Genomic DNA, 23,476 nt, shown 5'->3' on the forward strand with positions numbered 1-23,476 from the left:
TTGTTAACCTCCTAGGCAATTTCCCGTTAAACATTCCGTTATTGTAGCACAGTGGACGTTTTTTTTCATCTTCCGACAGACGGTGGTTTATTGAAGCTCGCCTATCGATTAACGTTTATCGGGCTTGGCTTTGCCTTTGGACTTTCGCTATACTTAATGAGGTACATATAAGAGAGGAGACTAGAAAGAATGAGAATCAAGAAATGGACAGCCTCGCTATTATCCTTGTTCATGTCCTTTGCCGTACTCGTCCCGGCCGCTTCCGCTGCACCAAAACCGGTGTCGGTTCAAGTGGACGGAAAATGGGTCCAGTTCGGCGAACATGCGCCGGTCATTGACAAGGGGGCGACCCTGGTTCCGGCGGAAGAACTTTTTAAAGCGCTGAACCTGAAGGTGGAACAAAAGGACCAGAGCGTATCGGGCTCGAAAATGGTGGATGGCGTCACTTACCTCCCCGTCCGTTCGTTCGGGGAAGTCTCCGGCTATGATGTGCACTGGAGCGCGTCGGCGCGAGCCGTCTATATATGGTCCAAACCATCGGCGGCGGCCAGCGGACGCGGCTTCCTGTGGGAAGTGGAGAACGCCGGAAATAAAGTATACCTGCTGGGATCGATGCATATCGCGGATGATAGCTTCTATCCGCTCGATCCGTCGATCGAAGACGCTTTTGCGGAAGCCGATTATCTCGGCGTAGAGGTCGACGTGACCAAGTCCTCCGACCCGGACACGCAGAAGTTGGTGTTAAACCTGGGCATGTATCAGGACGGAACAACCTTAAAGGATCATATTTCCGAAACGACTTATGCGAAATTGGCTAAATTTTTGACCGAGAACGGGATGCAACCGGATGCGTTCGAACCTTTTAAGCCATGGGTGATCGAAACGTCACTGCAGAATGTGCAGGCCAGCAAAAGTGGATATCAAGGACAAATCGGCATCGATTATTACTTCACCTCGAAAGCGGCGGAACGCAAAATCCCTGTTATTGAACTCGAATCTTATGAATCGCAGTTGGGGATGTTCAACGGTTTCTCCCAAGCACTGCAGGAAGCCAATCTGCTGACGGCGATTAACAACTTCCACACGGTAGACGAGAGTGTGAACAACATGGCCGATATGTGGAAAACCGGCGATGATCAGGCTCTGCTGGAGATTGTCGATTCCATGAAAACCAACGACGAATATTACAAAGCGATGCTCGTGGACCGCAACATCAAAATGACGGAGAAAATCGACGGTTATTTGAAAGGGAAGGACTCTTCCACTTATATGATCGTCGTGGGAGCGGCGCATATGCTCGGCGAAAAGGGGATCGTAACCCTTCTGCAAGAAAAAGGCTACACCGTTACGCGGAAATAACCCGGAAGAACCCTTTGCCTCGGTGACGAGGAGGGGTTCTTTTTTGTTCAAGGACTGCCTGGGATAGGCGACCGTTAGAATGGGTTAGAGGAGTTAAGAATTATCAGTAGAGCCGCCTGACAACTGCTCTATCAGCGGGGTGTTAATCTTGACCTCGGAAAAAATAATGTTGGTGGAGGGAGAGGTGAACGAGGCGATGCGGTCAACAAACTCTTCAATCTCCGCCAAATCCTTGGCGTACAGGTGCACGAAAAAACAGGCCTTCCCTGCGGTCCGCCAGCAGCCAAGAACGCGGGGATGCTCCTGGACAAGCTGCCGTAATCGCTCGTAATCCCCGTTCCGCACGGTGATTTCCATGATACATTCCAGTCCGAAGCCCAGCCGCTTCCGGTTCAGTCGGATCGTGTATCCCTCGATAATTCCTTCGCTTTCCAGACGGCGTACTCTTTCGGTGACCGACGGCGGGGAGAGATTTACCTTTTTGGAGAGCTCCCGCATGGATAGCCGGGCATCTTCAGCCAATTCATGCAGGATGGCGATGTCGATGTCGTCGATATGGTCAATTTTCATATGAAACCTCTTTCCTTGTAAACTTGTTTTAAACGATTTGATAATCTGTTTTTTTGATTTCAATTATAATTCACCTACCCTCATTTGGTATATATAATCAAACCAAAACCAAAGGGGGTATTTTTTATGCCAAGAATTGCTTATTCGGACCGGGGAGACACGCCGTTTCAAAAGCTATTGGGGCATCATGAAGCGATTTTGTCGCAGTGGGCCAGACTCGAGGAGACATTCTATTCCGAGGGGACTCTGGATCAGAATTTGAAAGAGCAGGTCCGCCGCACGCTGGCGTTCGGCAACGGCTGCGAGTACTGCCAGGCCAAGGGCCGGGCGGACGCCAGCCAGGAGGACATGCGCACCAGCCTTGCGGTCGGATTTGCGGAGCTGTTTCTTAAGGATCGCAAGGCCATAGGGGAAGCGAGCTTTGACATTCTCCGGGAGCTGTTCACCGAGCGGGAAATCGCCGAGCTTTGCGCGTATATCTGCTTCACCACGGGCTCCCAGTTGTTCGGAGCGATGATGGATTTGAAGCCGGAATAATCGGAGGATTCAGTCGTATAAGTAGTTTGGCCCAAAAGGGCGGCGGGGGGAGTGAGGGAAGTATTAACGGGAAAACCTCCCGTTAATTCGGAGCTGCACCGCCCGCAGCTCACAATTAGCTGGAAAACCTCCAGCTAATCTACGGAAGAAGCCTCGTTCGCCCTTTTTGGGCGGAATTAGCGGGAGAATTTCCAGCTAAGTTGTGCCATTGAGCGTAAAGAGCAAAATTAACGGGAGAAATTCCCGTTAATGATGATGACTTGAACGCCCGGCTAATTATCCTAAATGTTAACACTTTCACCAACCCAACCCGATAAATGAAAGGACAAGAAGCTCAATAACAATTTTTGGATGGTGAAAGGAAGCATGAAGAAGCAGCAGCGGAGGATGGATTGGGTGAAGTGGCTTGCCGGCATCATGATGTTCGTTTTGATCACGGCATGCCATTCGGGAGAGAGCGGCAACGCGCAGCCTGTGAAAGAGAAAGAGCCGGGCCTTGCCTTGCTGCGCGAGCCGGTCAAAACGGTCGGGAGCAAGGACGGGACGGTTCAAATTTCCGTTCCGAAGTCTTGGTGGCCGGATGAAGAGGACCATACCTACGGAAGTACCCGTCTTGTACTTCACGGCAATCAAACAAATCTAACTCCTGTAACTTTAAGCATTATGCAGGAGCTTCTCGCGGATGCTAGCGAAGGAATGAATCTCGAAGTATGGGAGAAGGAGCTGGATAAAGAGTATGAGAGTGTTGATGTACAAGACGTTCAAACCGTAGAAATCGATGGAGTTTCGGCAAAAGAGAGATATATCATGCGAGTACATAATAACGTAACGGATTATGCTATGCAGGCATTTTTAGAAAAGGAAGGGGCATTTTACTTAATAGAGATCGCCGGCCTGGGGGCGTCTTCTTCACCAAAAGAGGAGCTCCGGAAACTGATGTCGACGTTTAAAGTGTTGAAACCCGCGGAGAAGGAGCAATTTATAGAATATCAGAGTGAAACGGTCGTTAATAATGATCAATCCATGCAAATCAAGGTCCCTTTGAAATGGAACAAGATGAGGACCCAGTATGATCAAGTCGCCGAGTTTATACTGCACGACGACCGGAATGCCCAATTAATAGTTACTAGGGTGTTCGAGTCGAAAATGACGGAAGGGAAAGAACCCGAGGCGATTGTAAATGAGAGGTTCGATTCTCTTCAACTAGTGGGACACGGCGAGAAGACCGGCTGGAGAAATCTTACCATTGACGGTCGGCCGGCGTACCAGTTGGAAGGGAGATCGGAGTTGGAGGGGGAGAAGCGAGGAGTACTGATAACAGGGCTAAAAAAAGGGAACGCTTATTATTTTCTAACGGTTACGTGTCCCCCCGATGATTTTGTTTCACACAAAAGGGAGTATAAACGTATTGTGGATTCCTTCAAAGTGCTGAAAGAGGTAGAAGAACCAAACCTTTCACTTGGCTTCATTAAGGAAAAAACCAAGGTATTCAAAAATAAACGTGCTTCAATGAAGATCGAGCTTACCGAGAAATGGAAAGAATTTAAGCTGTTTAATGATGGTGAGATTGAGGTGCGCCACGATGGTAGCGATAACACCCTTTTTACGGCATATGCCGAAGACGCCACTGGACTCGAATCCGTGACAATGGAAGATGCTTACCAACTCTATATCGAAAGTTTAGCGCTGGAAAATCCCAGTTGGACCAAGCCCGAACCGATCAAAATCAAAGGTAATGAAGCGATCTACTTTAAAGGAACCGGAATCTTCAATGGGAGAAAGGCGATGGTAATCATGGCGCTTACCCGCTCTTCACGTCAATTTACCCAAATGATGTTTACAGGGGAGCAGGATTTTATGGAAGCTAACGAGGATTGGTTTAAAAAAGCTCTGACTACATATACGGAAACTCTGGACTAACCGTGAAATCTTCCCCAATCGGTTACGCAGGGATGGCGCTCAGCCATCCCTTTTGTTGCGCCAGGCCATTTGCAAAACGGGCGGAAATGAAATGCTGTACAGCCAGCTTACGATCCGGGTGGAAACCCACTGGCAGAGCAGCGCCTGGATCACGATCTGCCAGTTGATCACAACCGCCGTAAGGAGGAAGATAAAGCCGTTCATCCAGAATAGGGCCTTGCCGGGGTCGATGTGTTTCTGTTTGGAAAGGGCGAGTGCGACAAACCCGATCCCGCCGTTAGATACCCTTTGCTTCAGCAGAAGCGTAATGCCGAGACCAAGAATGACGGAGCCGGTCAGGAGGTCGAGCCAGATGTTCGTAAAGGGGCTGTGAAAGTAAACCTCAAAGAAATTGACGGATACCGCGGTCGTCGTAATCACGCCGATCGTGCCCACCGCACTGATTTTGCCCAGGTATTGAATCGATGTGATCAGGAAGAGAAAGTTCATCAGCCACAACCCGATACTCATTGGCAACTGAAACCAATAATTCAGCAGCACCGCGAGACCGGCGGCCCCGCCGGAGGGAATGGCGTGCGGAAATAAAAAGACGGCCATGGCAAACCCCTGAATCATGGAGCCCGCAAAGATCATGGAGCCTTTTTGGAGAGAACGGCGAACAAGATAGGCTTTGGTTCTGCGTGTTAATAAATTCACAAGAGACCATCCTTTATTCGAGATGAAGGCTTTTGTTCAGGGCCAGTCCTAAAAGTCTACTTGTCACAAGTGTATGCCGGCCGAAAAGCGAACATGCCTTCACAAAAGATGATTCCCGGGAAAACCGCTTATAGCAGAGGGTAAATTTCTTCCCAAACGGCGTCCAAGATCCCCTGCATCTTATCCTCCTGGCTGTTGATGGCGATTACGGCATCCCGTTCGGGCAGCACGATGCAGAATTGTCCGTACATGCCGTCGGCCCTGTAGGCCCCATGGGTGCAGCGCCAAAACTGATAGCCGTACCCGATCCCCCAGTCTCCGCCGTCTTCGGGCGTGGCGACCTGCTTGCTTGTCGCCAGTTCGATCCAGGCGGAGGAGACCAACTGCCGGCCTTTCCATTCCCCGCGGCGCAGCAAAAACTCCCCGAACCGGCTCAATTCTTCGGTGGTCAAATACAGTCCGGTGCAGCCGAGTGTCCGGCCGAGCGGGCAGGTATCCCACCGCACCCCTTCGATTCCCAAAGGCTCGAACAGGCGGGGGACGAGATAATCTTTGACCGTCTGCCCGGTGACGGCTTCCAGCATGGCCGAGATCATATAAGTATCCCCGCTGCTATAGGTGAACAATTCCCCGGGCGGACGATCGAGAGGCTGCGACAAATAATGTTTCACCCAGTCCGGTTCCTCCAAAACGGCTCTCTCCTCATAGGTTAGAGGAGGCGTGTCATGACCGCTGGACATGCGAAGCAGGTCAATCAACCGGATGCGGGCGGGATTCAGGGACTCGGAGGTGCAAGCCCGATCCGAACCGGCTTCGGGAAAAATGTCCCCTACACGTGTATCCAAATCCACCAGCCCTTCCTGAAGGGCCAGGCCGGCAGCCATACTGGTAAACGATTTGCTGACGGAGTGCTGCAAACGCCGAATGTCTTCGGCGCCCGCAAAGTTTACCGCGCCCGCCGGCTCGCCCCGCTGCAACACGCGGACGGTAAAAATGCGAAGTCCTTTTTGCTCAACTTTAGCCTGGAACGGGGACAGATTCAGCGCCATCTCATTTCCTCCTCGAAAGCAAATTCCATCCCTTGTAACAATAGGGAAAAATCATAGGGAAACGTTTCCTTATATTTTTGTGGTTAATTCTACATTGATCGTAAGGGAGTGCTGTAAAAATGTCAATAACACGAGCGACTGCGAGGTGACCTGCCCGAAAAATGTGCACTTCAACTTTGTAAGCGCATTATAATAAGGTATTTACTTTAAAAATTGATTATTGACAACCTCAAAAGGTTGGATGCATAATGTTATCGATCGAAGGATTATTCCTTCGCGGGTCGCTCACACCACGAACGGGAAACGTTTCCCGAAAATAATGAAAATAGCAGAAGGCCCGATCCGCCCAGGCGGGACAAGGCGATTTATAGTAGAGGTGGTCCGCAAGAAATGAATATTAAAGACATTGCAAGGCTCTCCGGCGTTGGCATTTCTACCGTTTCCCGAGTTCTGAATAATACGGGATTTGTAAGCGATGCCACCCGGGCCAAAGTGATGGAAGTGGTGAAAAAGTACAACTATATTCCGAACAGCAGCGCCCGCAACTTGAAGATGACACAATCCAACACGATTGCACTAATGGTTAAAGGGATCTCGAACCCGTTTTTCGCCAACATGATTAAAGAGGTCGAACGCCAGGTTAATCTTCGGGGCTGCCCGCTGCTGATCCAACATGTTGAAGACGGCAGTGACGAGATTAACGCGGCGCTTCAACTGGTCAAAGAGAAAAACTTGTACGGCGTTATTTTCATGGGGGGGACCTATGATCACTCCGAGGAGAAATTCCGGCAGCTCAATATTCCCTTCGTGTTAACCACGATCACAACGACCCAGGAGGTGAATCCTTCAGTATTCTCCAGCGTGATTATCGACGATGTGCAGGAAGCCTACAAGGCGACCAGCTACCTGATCTCGCTGGGACATACGAAAATCAGCTTCTTGGCCCGTTTTCCGCTTGTGCAGCATACGACGGGGAACCGGCGGCTGCTCGGTTACATCAAGGCGCTTGAGGAGCACGGAATTCCGTACGATCCTTCCCTGGTGGAGGATTGCGAGTACAGTCCAAGCTCGGGCTTTACGGCAACGAAACGGTTGATGAACAAGAACAAGGATATGACCGCCGTTTTCGCCGCTTCGGATACGATTGCGATCGGGGCGGCCAAGGCGATTCTTTCCTCGGGCTTATCCATCCCGGGCGACATTTCGGTCATCGGCTTCGACGGCATCGAAATGGCGGAGTATTACCATCCGTCCCTGGATACCATCAGCCAGCCGGGGGTCGATATGGCCAAGGCCAGCGTGGAGATTCTGTTCGACCTGATCAGCGGCCAGGCGACCAATAAGCATGTCGTGTTTGATTCCGTGCTGGTCAAGCGGGGATCCTGCAAAAAAATCAGCAAATGACGGATCGGCAAGGGAAAGGAGAGGAGCCAGCAGATGGCGCTTTTAACAGTGGAAACAGGTTCCCCCACGCTGCGGATGACGACGTCTATTCATGTCATATCCCCGTGCGATGCGGGCAGGCAGGATGGGGGAACCCTCTATCTCCTGCACGGAGCCGGTGACGATGCAAGCACCTGGCACCGATTGACTACGATCGAGCTTTACGCGCAGCATTACGGCTGCACCGTGATTATGCCGGAAGTGAACCGCAGCTACTATACGGACATGGAGTATGGGCTCGATTATTTCACCTATCTCACGCAGGAGCTTCCGGAACTTTGCGTCCGGATGCTGAACCTGGATACGGACCCCGCCAAAACCTATGTGGCCGGGCTCTCGATGGGCGGGTACGGAGCGCTGAAGTGCGCGCTGACCTTCCCCGAGAAATATGCCAAAGCGGTCTCGCTCTCCGGCGCCACCGATATCCGGGAACGTTTGCGGGATTCGGACATGCCCCCGGGGATGATCAAGGAGATGAAGGCGGTGTTTGGAGAGCGCCTGGAGGTGAAGCCGGATCAGGATTTATACGCTCTGGCCGACGCACTCGTCCGGGAGAACAAAAGGCTTCCTTCCCTACTCGCCTGCTGCGGGTCGGAGGATCCGTTTTGCGGAATGAATCGTGCTTTTTCCTCCTACATGGAAAAGTCACCTTTTGATTTCAGGTATGTCGAGACCCCGGGAACCCATGAATGGCGTTTTTGGGAGGAGCATTTAAAAACCGCTTTTGACTTCCTGTATCACAAATAGATTCTAGTAGAGCGAGGAGATGCAAAATTGAAACCGGCAGCCGCAGTACCTCAGAATAGCCGCACCGACGGGAATAAGCTGGGAATGTATTTCAGACAAATTTGGAAACACCGGATGACTTATACGCTTTTGATTCCCGGCTTGGTGTGGCTCGTGCTATTTGCCTACATGCCGATGGGAGGCTTATCTCTGGCGTTTAAAGACTTCAAGGCCAACATGGGGATTTGGGGCAGCCCCTGGGTCGGGTGGGAGAACTTCGAGTATGTGTTCCGGGATCCCGCCTTCATCGACGCGGTGTGGAAAACGCTTGCAATCAATATCACCAAGCTGATCATTCAGTTCCCTTTCCCGATCATGCTGGCTCTGCTGCTGAATGAGCTCCGCATGAGCCGCTATAAGAAAGTGATGCAAACCGTATTTACCTTCCCGCACTTTTTGTCCTGGATCGTCGTTTCGGGGATCGTGATCAACGTTCTCTCTCATGACGGGTTGATCAACAGTACCTTGGCTTTGTTCGGGGCGCAGCCCATCAACTTCATGGGCTCGGAGAAAATGTTCGTGCCGATGGTCATCTTGACGGACATATGGAAATCCGCGGGATGGGGGGCCATCATTTATTTGGCGGCCATTTCGGGGATCGATATGGACCAGTACGAATCCGCGCAAATTGATGGAGCGACCCGGCTGCAGCAGTTGTTCCGGATTACGCTGCCGAATATTTTACCGACCATTACGGTCATGTTCATTCTATCCGTCGGCGGTTTGATGTCCTCCGGCTTCGACCAGATCTTTAACTTGATGAACGCCGCCACGAAGAATGCGGCAGAGGTGCTCGACGTCTACATCTACCGGATTACGTTCCAATCCGCTACCGACTTTTCGTTCTCCTCCGCGGTCAGCTTGTTCCGGTCCATTATCAATATGGCGCTGCTGCTGATTGCCGACCGGGCGGCGAAATGGATGGGCGGCGACGGGCTGTTCCGATGAGAAAGGAGTGCGAACAATGATACAGAAACACAAATGGTCCTGGATGGATGCCATCATCTTTGTTTTATTGACTCTGGGGGCTTTGGCCATCCTCATTCCTTTCTGGAATGTCATCATGATTTCATTTTCGACGCAAAAGGAATACGCCGACAATCCGTTGATGATCTTCCCGAGCCAACCTACCCTGGAAAATTACAGACAACTGTTCGTGAAGGGCGGGATCGGTACCGGCTACCTCAATACCCTTAAACTTCTGCTGCTCGGCCTGCCGCTCAGTCTGTTCCTGACGACCAGTATGGCCTACGGACTGAGCCGAACCGGATATCCGGGGAAAAAGCCGATCTTCTTCCTCGTCTTGTTCACGATGATCTTTAACGGGGGGATTGTCCCGCTGTACCTGATCATGAAGGATCTGAACCTGACGGGCAGCCTTTGGTCGGTCGTCCTGGCCGGGGGGTTCAGCGCCTTTAACATGATTTTGATGATGAACTACTTCCATACCCTGCCGGAGTCGCTGATGGAATCCGCAAGGCTGGACGGGGCGGGAGAGTGGAAAATCTTGTTCTCGATCATTCTTCCGCTCTCGGCTCCGATCGTCGCCACGATAACGCTGTTCTACGGCGTGGCGATCTGGAACGGCTGGTATGACGCGATGATCTTCCTTCGGAAGACCGAGCAGATGCCGCTGCAGAACGTACTGCGCAGCATCATCGTGGAATCGCAGTTGAACACGTCCAACGCGGCGAGCCTGGATGCCTCTGCGGGCCAGAAGTTCTCGATGGGAATGAAGATGGCGGCGGTCTTCGTCACGATGGTGCCGATCATGTGCTTTTTCCCGCTGCTTCAGAAGCATTTCGCCAAAGGGGTTATGACAGGGGCTATCAAGACCTGATTCATACACATAAAATTCTCGCTTAGCAACTACTTAAAAAAACAGGGAGGTCAAAACATGAAAGCAACCCAATGGCTTTCGCTCAGAAGAATTATGGTTTTATCGCTGTGCATCGTCCTGATGGCGGTGACAGCCGCTTGCTCCAAAGGGGAAGGTAACAGCGGAAATGCACAAGGCTCGAATACCAGCTCAGGCGGCAATGCCAAAGACGGTTACGACAAGAAGCTGAAGATTTCCTTGGCCAGTACGATCAAGCTGGAAAAGCCCGACGTGCTGAATAACGAATTCCATAAATACTGGACGGACAAGTTCAATATGGAATGGGATTACAACTATGTGGAATGGGATTCCTGGCCCGAAAAACTCCGCCTGTGGATCAACTCCGGCGACCTACCTGATGTAGCCAGCTGGAACTATGTGCACGGCGATGCCATTAATTATATCGAACAAGGGCTGTTGTACAAACTGCCGGACGACTGGAAAGAGCGCTGGCCTAATGTCGCCGCCGCCTATAAACAAACCGGACTGGGCGAAAAGCTGGAGGAATTGACCGGCGGAACGTACGTGCTGCCGAAGCCGGTATATTTCGAAAACAAGCCGGCCGATCCGCTGTTGAACCAAATCGGGGTCATCGGCCTGCGCAAAGACTGGGCCAAAGCTGTCGGCTTTGAACTCAAAGACGCTTATACCGTCAAAGAACTGATGGATTACGCCCGACTGCTTAAAGAGAAAGATCCAGGGAAAGTCGGCAATAAACTGGTTCCGATTTCTTTCGACATCAACGATTCGCTGACCAACATCATCATGGCGAACAGCGCGCACTCCCGCGTAGAATCGGCCTTCTATAAAGGCGAGGACGGCAAGTATCAATGGGGTCCCGCCAACAAGGAAACATTGAATGCGTTGAAACAATACCAAGCCGCTTATAAAGAGGGATTGCTCAGCCCCGAGTTCTATACCTGGAAGAGCCAGGAGGCCAGCCAGAAATTCTCCATTAACGGCGTAGCCGGCATTACAAGTATTGGCGGTCTGGCTTCTTACAGACAGGATATCGATACGCGGATGAGAGAGAACCTGGGGCTGGACAGCTCGGAAGTGGTGCACACGGCGATCGTCCTCGGCGATGACGGGAAGTACCGCAACCTGGAGCAGGCGAACTTCTGGTCGAGCATTATTTTCTCGCCGAACATCAGCAAAGAGAAATTCGAACGCGTCATGGATTTGATGGACTATTCGATCAGTCATGAGGGACAGCTTCTGCTGAACATGGGCTTTGAAGGCAAGGACTGGAAGTACGGAGAGAACAAGGAACTCGTCAGCCTGCTTCCGGAGGGAACGACCCTGGAGAAAAAATACCCTAGCCGTTTCGAAGGGCTCTATCTGCTGGGCGACGACTTCAGCATCATTAACCCGGCGATCAAGAAGGAATTTCGCGAAAGAGCGGTCAAGCACTATCAGGACAAAGCGAAGTTCAGTACGGAAGGCGGAGCGATGGCCGAATACGATTGGGATGTGCAATTGTATGATTCCAAGGCCAAAAATCAGGCCGGCTTCGATTACGCGACAGAGTACACCAACCTGATCCTGCAGGACGGTGATCTGGAGGCGAACTGGAAGGCATGGGTGGACAGCAAAATGTCGCTCGTGCAACCGGTGCTCGACGAATTGAACAGCCTGAAGAAATAGGCAGCAGGCCAAGAACCCGGCGTGGGTTTCCCGCACCGGGTTCTTCCATTCATAGGCGCGCTGCGGATCAAAACATAAGCAAAAGCGATGGAGGACTAGACATGGACAATCAGCAGCTGCTTACAATGGTGACGCAAATGACACTGGAGGAAAAGGTTGCTCAGCTGATGCAATTGGCGGCTCCGTTCTTTGAAGGGGCGGAGGGAGAAGGGCAAATTACGGGTCCGATGAAATCGTTGGGCGTGACGGAGGAAATGGTGCGGAACAGCGGTTCGGTGCTGGGATACGCGGGCGCCGCAGGGGCGATCGCCGTTCAGGAAGCACATTTGAAAAAGAACCGGCTGGGCATCCCTCTGCTCTTCATGGCGGACATTGTGCATGGCTTCAAAACCATATTCCCGATCCCGCTCGCGATCGGCTGCTCCTGGGATCTCCCACTGGCCGAGCGGAGCGCGGAGATCGCCGCCCGGGAAGCGGCGGTTTCCGGCGTTCACGTGACCTACGCCCCGATGGTGGACCTCGTCCGCGACGCCCGGTGGGGAAGAGTCATGGAGTCGACGGGGGAGGATCCTTACCTGAACAGCGAGCTCGCGCGGGCTTTCGTGCGCGGCTTCCAGGGCCAAAATCTGCGGGAGGATGTACAGCGGGTAGCCGCCTGCGTGAAGCATTTCGCCGCTTACGGTTTGTCCGAGGGCGGGAGAGATTACAATACCGTGGACCTGTCGGAATGGCAGCTTCGCGAATATTATCTTCCGGCTTACCGGGCCGCCTTGGACGAGGGCTGCGAGATGGTCATGACCTCGTTCAATACGGTTGACGGCGTGCCGGCAAGCGGAAATACCAAACTGATGCGAAAGCTGCTGCGGGAGGAGTGGGGCTTTGACGGCGTCCTGATTTCGGATTGGGGCGCGGTGAAAGAATTGATCCCGCACGGGGTGGCCGAAGATGAAGCGGAAGCTGCTTACAAGGCTATACGGGCAGGCGTAGATATAGAGATGGCGACCTCCTGTTATGTCCATCATCTGCCGCGGCTCGTCAGAGAGGGACTCGTGGAGGAGAAAATCATCGACGAGGCGGTGCTGCGCATTTTGCAGCTCAAAGAGAAGCTGGGCCTCTTCGAGCGGCCGCACCGCGGGGCGGATCCCGAAGCGGAGAAAGAAATCGTCTTCTGCGCCGAACACCGGGCCGCCGCGCGCGAGCTCGCCGAGAAATCGTGCGTGCTGCTGAAGAACGAGCGCGGCTTGCTGCCGCTGGCCCGCGGGCAGCGGGTGGCCCTGGTCGGGCCGTTCGCGCAGAGCGGCGACATCCTGGGGCCGTGGTCGTGGACCGGATCGCGCAAGGATGCGGTCCGGCTGGACACGGCCATGAAGGCGGCCGCCGCGGAGCCGGGCGACATCGCCGTGGCCGAGGGCTCGGACATCGAGGCGATGACGGAGGCCCAATGGGCGGAGGCGGCCCGCGCCGCCGCTGGGGCGGACGTCATCGTGCTCGCCCTCGGCGAGTCGTCGGAGATGAGCGGGGAAGCGGGCAGCCGCGCGGACATCACGCTGCCGGCGGCGCAGCTTGAGCTGCTGCGGCGCATGAAGGCGCTCGGCAAGCCGGTGGCCGTCGTGCTGTTCAACGGCCGGCCGCTGGACCTGCGCGGCGTGTACGACACCGCCGACGCGGTGCTGGAGGCTTGGTTCCCGGGCAGCGAAGGCGGCGCGGCGATCGCCGCCCTGCTGTACGGGGACGCCAATCCGTCCGGGCGCCTCAGCATGTCTTTCCCGGCCGCGGTCGGGCAGATCCCGGTGTACTACAACCATTTCAGCACCGGCCGCCCGCTCGGGGCGCCGGATGCCCAAGAACGGTATGTTTCGCACTACCTGGACCTTCCGAATGAGCCGCTCCTGCCCTTTGGCTTCGGCCTGAGCTACACGACGTTCATTTATGGCAAGCCGCAATTGTCCGGGGAAATCATGACGCCGGACAAACCGCTGGAATTATCGGTCGTCCTGACGAACGCCGGTCCGGCCGAGGGTGAAGAAACCATACAGCTCTATATCCGCGATTGGGTCGGGGATACGGTTCGTCCGGTCAAGGAACTGAAGGCTTTTGCCAAAGTGCGTCTGGCTGCCGGGGAAAGCCGGGAGGTCCGTTTCACGGTAACGGAAGAAATGCTGCGTTACACGCATCACAACCTGGAGTTCGCCAGCGATGCCGGGCAGTTCTCGGTATTCGTGGGCCCGAACAGCCGCGATGCCGAAGAACTGCGCTTCCGGCTGGAAAAGGGCCCCGTGACGAGCGGAACCCGGCTTCAGGGAGCAAACCTCGGGAAGAACCAACACGAAGAGATGGGGAGTGAAGTGCGATGACCAAACAGGTGCATCAATATGAACTGGAGGCCGGAGGCCTGACCTTTTCCTTTTTGAATAGCGGCGATTTGTATCAAGCTTCGTCGAAGACCACCATGATTAATCAGCTTCTCCCGCACGCCGCCGACGGCGCGCTGGGGAACCTTTATTTGCGTCTGCATCGCGAGGACGGCATTCGGGCCATCCCGCTGCTGGGCATCCGGTCCGGCGCGGCGATTCGCCGGACGGAGCGCCGGATGATCTGGAACGGGATTGCGGAAGGCATCGGCTACCAGGTTGTGTTTACACTGACCGAGCAGGGGATCTGGTTCTGGGACGTTACGCTGGAAGGCGGCCGGGGCAAGGCGGATGTGGTCTACGGCCAAGACATCGGCATCGCCGCACCGGGTGCGGTCCGCAGCAATGAGGCCTACTTGTCCCAATATATCGACCATTCCGTATTCCAGGACGAGGAATGGGGTTATGTGGTTTGTTCCCGGCAAAATCAGCCGCAGGGCGGACGGTTTCCTTACCTGCAGCAGGGGGCGCTGACGGGAAGTACCGGGTTTTCCACGGACGGATTTCAGTTTTTCGGACTGTCCTACAAGGAAACCAATGTGCCGGAGGCCTTGACCCGCGCGAATCCGGCGAATGAGGTCTACCAGTACGAGTTCGCCTACACCGCTCTGCAGACCGAGGCCGTGGAGCTTGGCGAAGAAACCACGGTTCGGTTTGTCTTCTACGGCCTGTTCAAGGAGGATCATCCTTCGGCGATTAACGGGTTGGAGTTCCGCGACGACATTCGTGCGGCCCGTGATGAGGCGGAGTCCCCGGGTGATGCGGCATTGGAAGTCCTGCCGCGCGCCGTGCGGTCCCCGGAAATCGGGAAACCGCTGACGGGGCGTTCGTTGACGGCGGAGGACCTGGACCGGCTGTTCCCGCAGCGCAAGCAGGAGGAGCGGGCGGACGGCCAACTGCTGTCGTTTTTTACGAACACCTATGAACACGTGGTATTGAAGGAAAAAGAACTGCGCATTGAACGTCCGCACGGACATATTTTGATGAGCGGCGGCAACGACCGGATGAACAGTCAAGTGATCACGACGACTTCGTATATGTACGGCGTGTTCAATTCGCAGGTCGTGATCGGCAACACCAATTTCAACAAGTTGATGTCGAATACCCGAAATGCGCTCAACGTCGCGAAAACGTCGGGCCAGCGCGTTTATGTGGAGCAAGGCGGCGCCTATCGTTTGTTGACCATGCCATCGGCCTTTGAGATGGGCTTCAATTATGTGCGCTGGTACTATCAATTGACCGACGACCTGCTCACGATTACGAACTATACCCGGAACGATTCGCCGGAGGTGGTATTGCATTTTGCCTCCGCAAAAAATAAAGCCTACCGCTGCCTCGTAACGAATCAGATTACGATGCATGTGAACGAGTTCGAAATTCCTTATCGATTCGAGGTGGACGGGGAGAACGCCGTCATTTTCCGGGCCGATCCGTCCGCACTCAGCGCCGGGGCCGAAGCGTATCCGGACCTGCAGTACCGGATGGAAGTTTCCGGCGGAACCGGCATGAAGCTGTCCGACGACCGCAAGCTGGTCTCGCTGCCGCAGTCGGAAGCGGCGCCGCTGGCCGTGCTGGAGTTGGACCCGGCGGCCTCGTGGGCCTTGACGATCCGCGGGCAACTGGACGGGGAAGAAGCTGCGCCTTCGACTTCCGTCTCCGCGGAAGAGGAAATCGCCCGCTACCGCGAATTTTTCCGCGGCGTGATGAACGGTTTCCGCCTGTACCGGAGCGGCGGCGACGAGGGCGAGCTGTTCAAGGTCAACGCGCTCGCTTGGTGGTATACGCATAACATGCTCGTCCACTACTCGATGCCGCACGGTTTGGAGCAGTACGGCGGCGCGGCCTGGGGGACGCGCGATGTCTGCCAGGGGCCGGTCGAGTATTTCCTCGCCACCCGCAAATATGACCGGGTCCGCGAAATTTTGCTGACCGTCTTCGCTCACCAATACGAGGATGACGGAAACTGGCCGCAATGGTTTATGTTCGACAACTATACCCGTATCCAGCAGGAGGAAAGCCACGGCGACATCATTGTCTGGCCGCTCAAGGTGCTGGGAGATTATTTGGCGGTGACCGGGGATTACGGGATTCTGGAGGAACGGATTCCGTATACGCGCAAGGGTTCTTTTGACTTTACCGCCGAAACGGCGACCTTGATGGAACACGCGGAAAAAGAAATCGGCTACATCCGGCAGCACTTCCTCCACGGTACCCATTTGTCCTCCTACGGGGACGGGGACTGGGACGATACGCTGCAGCCGGCGAACGCGCAGTTGAAGCAATATATGGTCAGCAGCTGGACGGTGGCGCTGACGTACCAGACGGTCGGCCGGTTTGCGCAGGTGCTGTCCGGCGTCCGTCCGGAAGCGTCGAAAGAGCTTGCGTCCATGGCGGACGGTATCCGCGCCGACTTCGGCAAGTACATGCTGGGCACCGGGGTCATTCCGGGCTTCGTGTATATGGAGCGTCCGGACGAAGCGAAGCTGATGCTGCATCCGAGCGATACCGAAACCGGCATCCAGTACCGGCTGCTGCCGATGACGCGCAGTATGATCAGCGAGCTGTTGACGCCGGAACAGGCGGAGGAGCATTACCGGTTGATCCGGGAGCAGTTCTACTGCCCGGACGGCGTGCGCCTGATGAACCGGCCGGCCCAATATGCCGGCGGGGTCAGCACACACTTCAAACGCGCGGAGCAGGCGTCCAACTTCGGCCGGGAGATCGGCCTCCAGTATGTGCACGCGCATATCCGCTACGTGGAGGCGATGGCCAAGCTCGGCAAACAGGATGAGGTTTGGCGCGGCCTGGAAATGATCAACCCGGTCGGCCTCAGCGAGGTGGTGCCGAACGCGGAACTGCGGCAGGCCAACGCGTATTTCAGCAGCTCGGACGGGAAGTTCAGCACCCGGTACGAGGCGCAGGAGCGCTTTAACGAGCTGCGCAGCGGCGCCGTGCCGGTTAAAGGCGGCTGGAGAATATACTCCAGCGGCCCGGGAATCTACATGAATCAGCTTATTTCCCAGGCCCTCGGCGTTCGCGAAGAGGGCGGGGACCTGATTCTGGATCCGGTGCTGCCGGAGTCGCTCGACGGCGCAGCCTTCGATTTTGAGGTGGCCGGATTGCCGGCGACGATCGTGTATCGCCTCACGGGCCGGTCGGCGATCGAGCGGATCACGGTCAATGGCCGGGAGGCCGCGGCCGAGCCGATGAGCAACCGCTACCGGGCCGGTGGCGTGCGCATCGGCCGCGCGGAGCTCGAGCGGCTTGCCGAAAGCCAGCGCGCACGTCAGGTCATCGAGATTCATATGTAAGAAAAATCGAGAAGCCGCCCCGCCGTTCGTATGAACAAGGGGTGGTTTCTCTTTAAGTTATGCGGCCTCCATCCGTCGGATCGCTGACGTCGAATCGTCCTCGCCGAACCGCCGCCGATGTTCTAACGGACACCATAGCCGCTATTTGCTCCAAATTTGCCGTTTTCAAACGCTAACGGAAATAATAGCCGCTATTTGCTTAAAACCCGTCCTTTTTGGCAGTGAGGCAAGCAAATAGGCACTATTATTTCCGTTAGAATATGGGAAGAGCGTTTTTTGCCAAAATAGCCGCTGCTGCGTCCGTTAGGTTTTCGGGTGGCACATGGCCGCTGCTGTTCCTTTTCCGCAAGCAGGTGTACAATACAGGCATGCGCCGGAGGGGGCCGGTGAGAGCCATTTTCACGGGAATGAATCAGAAATTTACCGGGATTTCCCCCCGTTAATTGGATGTCTACGCCGCCGCAGAGTTGAATTAGCTGGAAAACTTCCCGTAAATTTAACTGAAATCGAGTAATCGGCGTCCGAGGGCACGTAATAGATGGAGTTTTTCCAGTTAATTCTGATCGCAGAGCCCATAGAGATCAATTAACGGGAGGTTTTCCCGTTAATACGTAAACCATAATTAAAGGAGCGGAATACGATGAGCGAGCGGCCGACAATGGCGGAGGTTTTCAGCCGGGCGGAGTACCGGTTATCGGGACACGGACCGAGAAATGCGGACGTGCTTAAAGCCGTATTGGAGCATGTTGACGGGAATGTGGAGAGCGACATGTACGGCAAGGGCAAAGTCATTGAGGACTTTCAGGAGGAGATGGCGGCCTACCTCGGCAAGGAGGCGGCGGTGTTTTTTCCGAGCGGCACGATGGCGCAGCAGATTGCCCTGAGAATCCACTGTGATGATAGAAAGCTGGCGCAGGTTGCCTACCATCCCCTCTGTCATCTGGAGATTCACGAGGAAGACGGACTGAAGGAGCTGCATGGCATCCGGCCGATTTTGCTGGCCGACCGGCACCGCCTGATTACTTTGGAGGATGTCGCCGGGCTGGAGGAAAAAATCGCCTGTTTGCTGCTGGAGCTTCCCCAGCGTGAAATCGGCGGGCAGTTGCCGGAGTTCCGGGAGCTCGAAGCGATTGCGGATTATTGCCGGGAGAAGGGCATAAAGCTGCATCTGGACGGGGCGCGGTTGTTTGAAATTCTTCCGTATTACGGGAAGACGGCGGCGGAAGTTTGCGCGCTGTTTGACAGTGTGTACGTTTCTTTTTACAAGTCGATCGGCGGGATTGCCGGGGCGATTTTGGCGGGAGACGCGGCGTTTACGGAGCGGTCGAAGGTTTGGAAAAGAAGGCATGGCGGCGATCTGATCAGCCTGTACCCGTATATTTTGACGAGTGCGCATTATTTCAGGGAACGTATCGGCAGAATGGACCGCTATTACCGGGAAGCCTTGGTACTGTCCGAACAATTCCAGGCTTGCCGTGGAGTGACGACCCTCCCGGCGGTTCCCGTCTCCAACCTGTTTCATGTTCACTTCGACGCTCCGAAAGACAAGGTCGAGCCGCTGCTGATTGCGCTCTGCGAAGAGACCGGCATCGGGGTGACCGGGAGTTTGCGGGACTTCGATGGAGGGACGAGCTATTTTGAACTTAGTGTGGGTGATTGTTATGCGTTGGTGCCGGAAGAACGCCGCGCCGCCATGTTCCGATCCTTGGACGGCAAATTGGGCGGCATTTTGTAATATGCGTTTCAAGACCCATGGCTCATAGGCTATGGGTTTTGTTATACTTCCTGGAGAGTTCCGCATTTTTCCATAGCAGGATACAAGAAAATACATACTCGAATGGAACGGCAATGATCAAATTTCGGATGAGGAGAGTAGGAAAATGAACTTTTTTAAAAAGCTGTTCGGCGGCCGGGAAACCGGCAAGTCGGAAGACGGCACGACCATTTACCGTTATGATGGACCCCAAGAGCAGGAGTGGGCGCCGCCGTCGGAAATTATGTATATGGAGGAAATCGGCGAGCATTTCAACAAGGTGTTTCCGAACCGGGAAACGATGGTGTTCCATGAAATCGTATCGGATCTTGTACATATTGACGTAAACATTATGGAAGCGACGCCGGAAGAACCCTACCGCGTGCTGTTCACGAACGGGATGAGCGACCTGCCGATGACGCTTCCGCCGGAAATCCGGGAAGAGTACAAGCATCTGGAACGGGCGGAGCTGATGATGTTTTTGCCGCAGGACTGGCCTTTGGAACAGAAAGATTTTGAAGCGGAGGAAAATTACTGGCCGATCCGGCTGCTTAAAGTCCTCGCGCGGTTTCCGCACCAATATCACACTTGGCTAGGTTACGGGCATACGATTCCGAACTCGGAGAATTACGACCCGTATGCACCGAATACGGAATTGTCGGGCGTCGTGCTGCTTTCGCTTCCGGAAGAGGTTAGCACGATTCATACAGAAGACGGCAATCAGATCCAGGTGTATTTTCCGGTACCGCTCTACCGGGAGGAGATGGAGGCGAAGCTTCAGTTCGGCTGCGACGTGCTGATCGACAAACTGGCCGAGCTCCCCGGAGATTTTTTGGTTCTGGATCCGCACCGGAAGAATGCCTATAGAGACATTTGAAATGCATAAAAAAGGGATGGCCGCAGGTGCAGGGTGCCATCTCTTTTTTTGTATTGCTGGCTTAATTGAAATTTTTCGCCTGATCGAGTTTTTCGATGACCGGAAGCGTTCTTATCGCCTTGTGACCTTCGTTGAAATAACAGGAAGTCTATGGAATCCATCGGTACCGAAATAGGCCGTCAATCATGATAATCGACTTAAAGGGGGCATCATGTCAAACCTATTGCCTCATCAGCCAACCTTGTTTTACATAGAATTCCTGCACAAGTGTATTTCTTTCTGTCTGGAACAAAAAATCAGACTCCTGCATTTTTAGGCCAACACCCTATGCTTTTCGGCGGAGCCCGCTTTCCTTTGATAGCCGGGCAGGTAAATAAAGGCCTTTTACGACGCTATTTTGTCGAATTCGGCTGGGTGGTGTGAAATAGCGGCTTTTTAGGGTCCTATTTGGAAAAAAGCAGGCCAAACCCTGGTTTCGGTAAGCAGCGTATTCTCATATTCTCGTACTACGATGTCTGTATGGGGCACTAGACAGCGTTGCAAAGGGTTCTTTGCCACACTCTTGACCTGTAACTACCGGTTCGGTTCGAATTAAAAGGAATTCTTCCCGTTAATTTGGTGCGTATGCGGCTGCAGAGGCGAATTAGCTGGAAATCCTCCCGCTAATTCGTCTGAAATTGTGTATAACGGCAATAGGGCCGCGAAATAGATGGAGCTTTTCCAGCTAAATCCGATCCAAGAGCCAAGAGCGGTACATTAACGGGAGATTTTCCCGTTAATGTGTAGACTCTGACGGGGGCGCTTTATATCTACAATTGTGGGTGTTGGCAACCTATCTCCGAAACCATTCATAACTTTATAACTTTGCCCAACGCCAATTCTTTAGTTCAACCTATTATAGAAGTAGCGGACGAGCGTTTTTTGGAGTTGGAAGTGCGTTCGGCACCTGGCCTGGATAGCCGCGGACTTACTACGGATGGGATGTTCTGTGTGCTTGAGACTGCGTGCTTATGGAGTACCTCACTCCCAAAGTAAGTAATTCCCATTTTCTCCCGCTTCTACTACGATGGCTGATGGGGCACTAGCGAGTAACTACTATTCCGGGCGCGATTCTCACTGCTATAATATGTCAGGATAAACAGGAAGGGAGCGTGGCGCCGTTATGGTAAAAATTCTGATCGCCGACGACGACCCCCATATTCGCGAACTGATGGGCCTCTATCTGCGGAACGAGGGCTTCGAGGTCGCGGAGGCGGACAACGGCGAGGATGCGCTTGCGCTCGTCGCGGGGGCGGGCGTCCAGTTGGTCATTCTCGATATTATGATGCCGCTCATGGACGGCTGGGAGCTGTGTCGGGAGATCCGCAAGCGGAATGACGACCTCCCCCTGCTCATGGTGACGGCCAAGGGGGAAGCGGCTGACAGGGTGAGAGGCTTCCAGTTGGGCAGTGACGATTACCTGACCAAGCCGTTCCACCCCATGGAGCTGGTGATGCGGGTGAAGGCGCTGCTGAAGCGGTACCGGATCGCCGCATCCCGGCTCATTCAACTGGGCGGGATCGTGCTGGACGGCCGCAGCAACAAGGTTATTCGAGACGGCGAGGAACTGACTTTACCCCTTAAGGAATTCGAGCTGCTGTTCAAGCTCGCCAGCCATCCCGGTCAGATCTTCACCCGCGAGAGCCTCATCGTTCAGATCTGGGGGATCGATTACGAAGGAGACGACCGGACGGTCGACGTCCATATCAAGCGGCTGCGGCAGCGTTTCGCCGGAGATGCCGGGCATTTCCATATCGAGACTGCCCGCAGCCTCGGCTACCGGCTTGTGGTGAACGCGAGATGAAGACCTTATACGTCCGCGTCGTGCTGACTTTTTTGGTCATCATGATCATCAGCCTGTTGTCGTCCCTGATCGTCGGCCTCGTCCTGTTCCAGCCGAAGCTGAACCGCCTCGGCCAGGAGGAGATGACGGATGCCGGCGAGCGGGTAATCCGTCTCTACGAGCTGACGCGTCCGCGGGATCTCGACAGCTTCCTAACCCATACTTCCAAGCTCATCTCCTATCCGTTGATTCTGTTCCGCGATGAGGACCATTACAGGTCCTATGGCCGGGAGATGAAGGAGCTTCCCTCCAGCCTTCCCCCGCAAGCGGTTCGGGAGGTTCTGGGCGGACAATCCTATCGTTCCGCGCTTCGGGGCGTTGATGAATTGACGGTCGGCCTCCCGTTGGCCGCCGAAGGCCGCGCCTATGGTTTGTTTATGTTGACCTCCTCCAAGAACGAGAGGACGATCCTACAGTTTATATTGGCCATTCTGCTGATGGTGCTGGTCGTCGGCAGCTTGTGCATTCTGGCGGCCGCCCGCTATCTGGTGAAGCCCCTGCAGGGCTTGACGGCGGCGACCCGGGAACTGGCCAGGGGCCGCTTCAACGTCGAATTGCAAGCGAGGCGCCAAGACGAGCTCGGGGAGCTGGTTCGCGGCTTCAACGCGATGGCCCGCGACCTCAAGCGGTTGGAGCAGATGCGGCAGGACTTCGTCTCCAACGTCTCGCACGAGATTCAGTCGCCGCTGACGTCCATCTCCGGCTTCGCCGAGGCGCTCAAATCTCCGGGGCTGACAACGGAGGAGAACCGCGCCCGTTACATCGATATTATTCTGACCGAGAGTGGTCGGCTATCCCGGCTTAGCGACAATCTGCTGAAGCTGGCGTCCCTCGAATCGGAGCATCATCCGATGGCGGTGCGAACCTTCCATCTGGACGAGAGCATCAGGCAGGTCGCGGTCGCCCTGGAACCGCTGTGGTCCGCCAAGCGTCTGGACCTCGATCTGTCGCTGCCCCCCGCGCTTAAGATTCAGGCCGACCCCGACCAGTTGAATCAGGTGTGGACGAATTTGCTTGGCAACAGCATCAAGTTCACCCAGGAAGGCGGGAAGATCGCCGTCGCTCTGATTCCCGAGGGCGACGAATATAAGGTCACGATAACAGACACCGGGATCGGGATACCACCGGAGGATCTCGATCGCATCTTTGAGCGTTTCTACAAAGCCGATCGGTCCCGCCGAAGCGGCAGCGGCAGCGGTCTGGGGCTGTCCATCGTCAAGTGGATCGTTCTTCTCCACCAGGGGCGGATCGAAGCGTCCAGTTCCCCCGGTCAAGGCACGACTCTCACGGTCCGGCTGCCGCGAAACGCCGTCCAGACCCCCCTTCCGCGTTGAACGAACCTTTCGCCAAGTTCGC

Annotated in this window: 17 protein-coding genes; 14 read left to right on the forward strand and 3 right to left on the reverse strand. The window is 54.7% G+C overall.

Annotated elements, in window-relative coordinates:
• Window positions 1-189: 189 nt before the first annotated feature.
• Window positions 190-1,359 carry a TraB/GumN family protein gene (locus V4U88_RS16130; RefSeq protein WP_334074266.1) on the forward strand — a complete coding sequence of 390 codons (1,170 nt, stop codon included), beginning with the start codon at window positions 190-192 and terminating at the stop codon, window positions 1,357-1,359.
• Window positions 1,360-1,452: 93 nt separating this feature from the next.
• Here V4U88_RS16130 and V4U88_RS16135 read toward each other — a convergent pair whose 3' ends face one another.
• Window positions 1,453-1,929 carry an Lrp/AsnC family transcriptional regulator gene (locus tag V4U88_RS16135; RefSeq protein WP_334074267.1) on the reverse strand — a complete coding sequence of 159 codons (477 nt, stop codon included), beginning with the start codon at window positions 1,927-1,929 and terminating at the stop codon, window positions 1,453-1,455.
• Between the two features lie 126 nt (window positions 1,930-2,055).
• Here V4U88_RS16135 and V4U88_RS16140 point away from each other — a divergent pair, with 126 nt between their 5' ends.
• Complete coding sequence (locus tag V4U88_RS16140; RefSeq protein WP_334074268.1) at window positions 2,056-2,466, forward strand: carboxymuconolactone decarboxylase family protein; 411 nt, start codon at window positions 2,056-2,058, stop codon at window positions 2,464-2,466.
• A 474-nt stretch (window positions 2,467-2,940) separates the two neighbouring features.
• Window positions 2,941-4,386, forward strand: a complete 1,446-nt coding sequence (locus V4U88_RS16145) for a PsbP-related protein (protein ID WP_334074269.1) — start codon at window positions 2,941-2,943, stop codon at window positions 4,384-4,386.
• Between the two features lie 39 nt (window positions 4,387-4,425).
• Here V4U88_RS16145 and V4U88_RS16150 read toward each other — a convergent pair whose 3' ends face one another.
• Window positions 4,426-5,082 (reverse strand): YitT family protein, encoded by a 657-nt coding sequence (locus V4U88_RS16150; RefSeq protein ID WP_334074270.1) that lies wholly within the window; start codon window positions 5,080-5,082, stop codon window positions 4,426-4,428.
• A 128-nt stretch (window positions 5,083-5,210) separates the two neighbouring features.
• Entirely contained in the window at window positions 5,211-6,131 is a 921-nt protein-coding gene (locus V4U88_RS16155; protein WP_334074271.1) for a serine hydrolase domain-containing protein, read from the reverse strand.
• Between the two features lie 390 nt (window positions 6,132-6,521).
• Between V4U88_RS16155 and V4U88_RS16160 the strand changes: the two genes are divergently transcribed.
• The 11 genes from V4U88_RS16160 to V4U88_RS16210 all read left to right on the forward strand — a co-directional run bounded on the left by V4U88_RS16160 (window position 6,522) and on the right by V4U88_RS16210 (window position 23,454).
• Window positions 6,522-7,535, forward strand: a complete 1,014-nt coding sequence (locus V4U88_RS16160; RefSeq protein WP_334074272.1) for a LacI family DNA-binding transcriptional regulator — start codon at window positions 6,522-6,524, stop codon at window positions 7,533-7,535.
• Between the two features lie 33 nt (window positions 7,536-7,568).
• Window positions 7,569-8,321 carry an alpha/beta hydrolase gene (locus V4U88_RS16165; RefSeq protein ID WP_334074273.1) on the forward strand — a complete coding sequence of 251 codons (753 nt, stop codon included), beginning with the start codon at window positions 7,569-7,571 and terminating at the stop codon, window positions 8,319-8,321.
• Window positions 8,322-8,348: 27 nt separating this feature from the next.
• Complete coding sequence (locus V4U88_RS16170; protein ID WP_442951890.1) at window positions 8,349-9,308, forward strand: ABC transporter permease; 960 nt, start codon at window positions 8,349-8,351, stop codon at window positions 9,306-9,308.
• A gap of 16 nt (window positions 9,309-9,324) precedes the next feature.
• Complete coding sequence (locus V4U88_RS16175; protein ID WP_334074274.1) at window positions 9,325-10,200, forward strand: carbohydrate ABC transporter permease; 876 nt, start codon at window positions 9,325-9,327, stop codon at window positions 10,198-10,200.
• Window positions 10,201-10,257: 57 nt separating this feature from the next.
• Complete coding sequence (locus V4U88_RS16180; protein WP_334074275.1) at window positions 10,258-11,886, forward strand: extracellular solute-binding protein; 1,629 nt, start codon at window positions 10,258-10,260, stop codon at window positions 11,884-11,886.
• A gap of 101 nt (window positions 11,887-11,987) precedes the next feature.
• Entirely contained in the window at window positions 11,988-14,240 is a 2,253-nt protein-coding gene (locus V4U88_RS16185) for a glycoside hydrolase family 3 N-terminal domain-containing protein (protein ID WP_334074276.1), read from the forward strand.
• Entirely contained in the window at window positions 14,237-17,608 is a 3,372-nt protein-coding gene (locus V4U88_RS16190; RefSeq protein WP_334074277.1) for a GH36-type glycosyl hydrolase domain-containing protein, read from the forward strand. The genes V4U88_RS16185 and V4U88_RS16190 overlap by 4 nt, the downstream gene beginning before the upstream one ends.
• Before the next feature lie 640 nt (window positions 17,609-18,248).
• Window positions 18,249-19,343 (forward strand): threonine aldolase family protein, encoded by a 1,095-nt coding sequence (locus V4U88_RS16195; RefSeq protein ID WP_334074278.1) that lies wholly within the window; start codon window positions 18,249-18,251, stop codon window positions 19,341-19,343.
• 145 nt (window positions 19,344-19,488) lie between these two features.
• Entirely contained in the window at window positions 19,489-20,238 is a 750-nt protein-coding gene (locus V4U88_RS16200) for a suppressor of fused domain protein (RefSeq protein ID WP_334074279.1), read from the forward strand.
• 1,162 nt (window positions 20,239-21,400) lie between these two features.
• Entirely contained in the window at window positions 21,401-22,081 is a 681-nt protein-coding gene (locus V4U88_RS16205) for a response regulator transcription factor (RefSeq protein ID WP_334074280.1), read from the forward strand.
• On the forward strand, window positions 22,078-23,454 hold the full coding sequence (locus V4U88_RS16210; protein ID WP_334074281.1) for a sensor histidine kinase: 1,377 nt from the start codon (window positions 22,078-22,080) through the stop codon (window positions 23,452-23,454). The genes V4U88_RS16205 and V4U88_RS16210 overlap by 4 nt, the downstream gene beginning before the upstream one ends.
• Window positions 23,455-23,476: the final 22 nt, after the last annotated feature.

Source organism: Paenibacillus sp. A14, assembly GCF_036864815.1.
GTDB lineage: Bacteria > Bacillota > Bacilli > Paenibacillales > Paenibacillaceae > Fontibacillus > Fontibacillus sanfengchensis.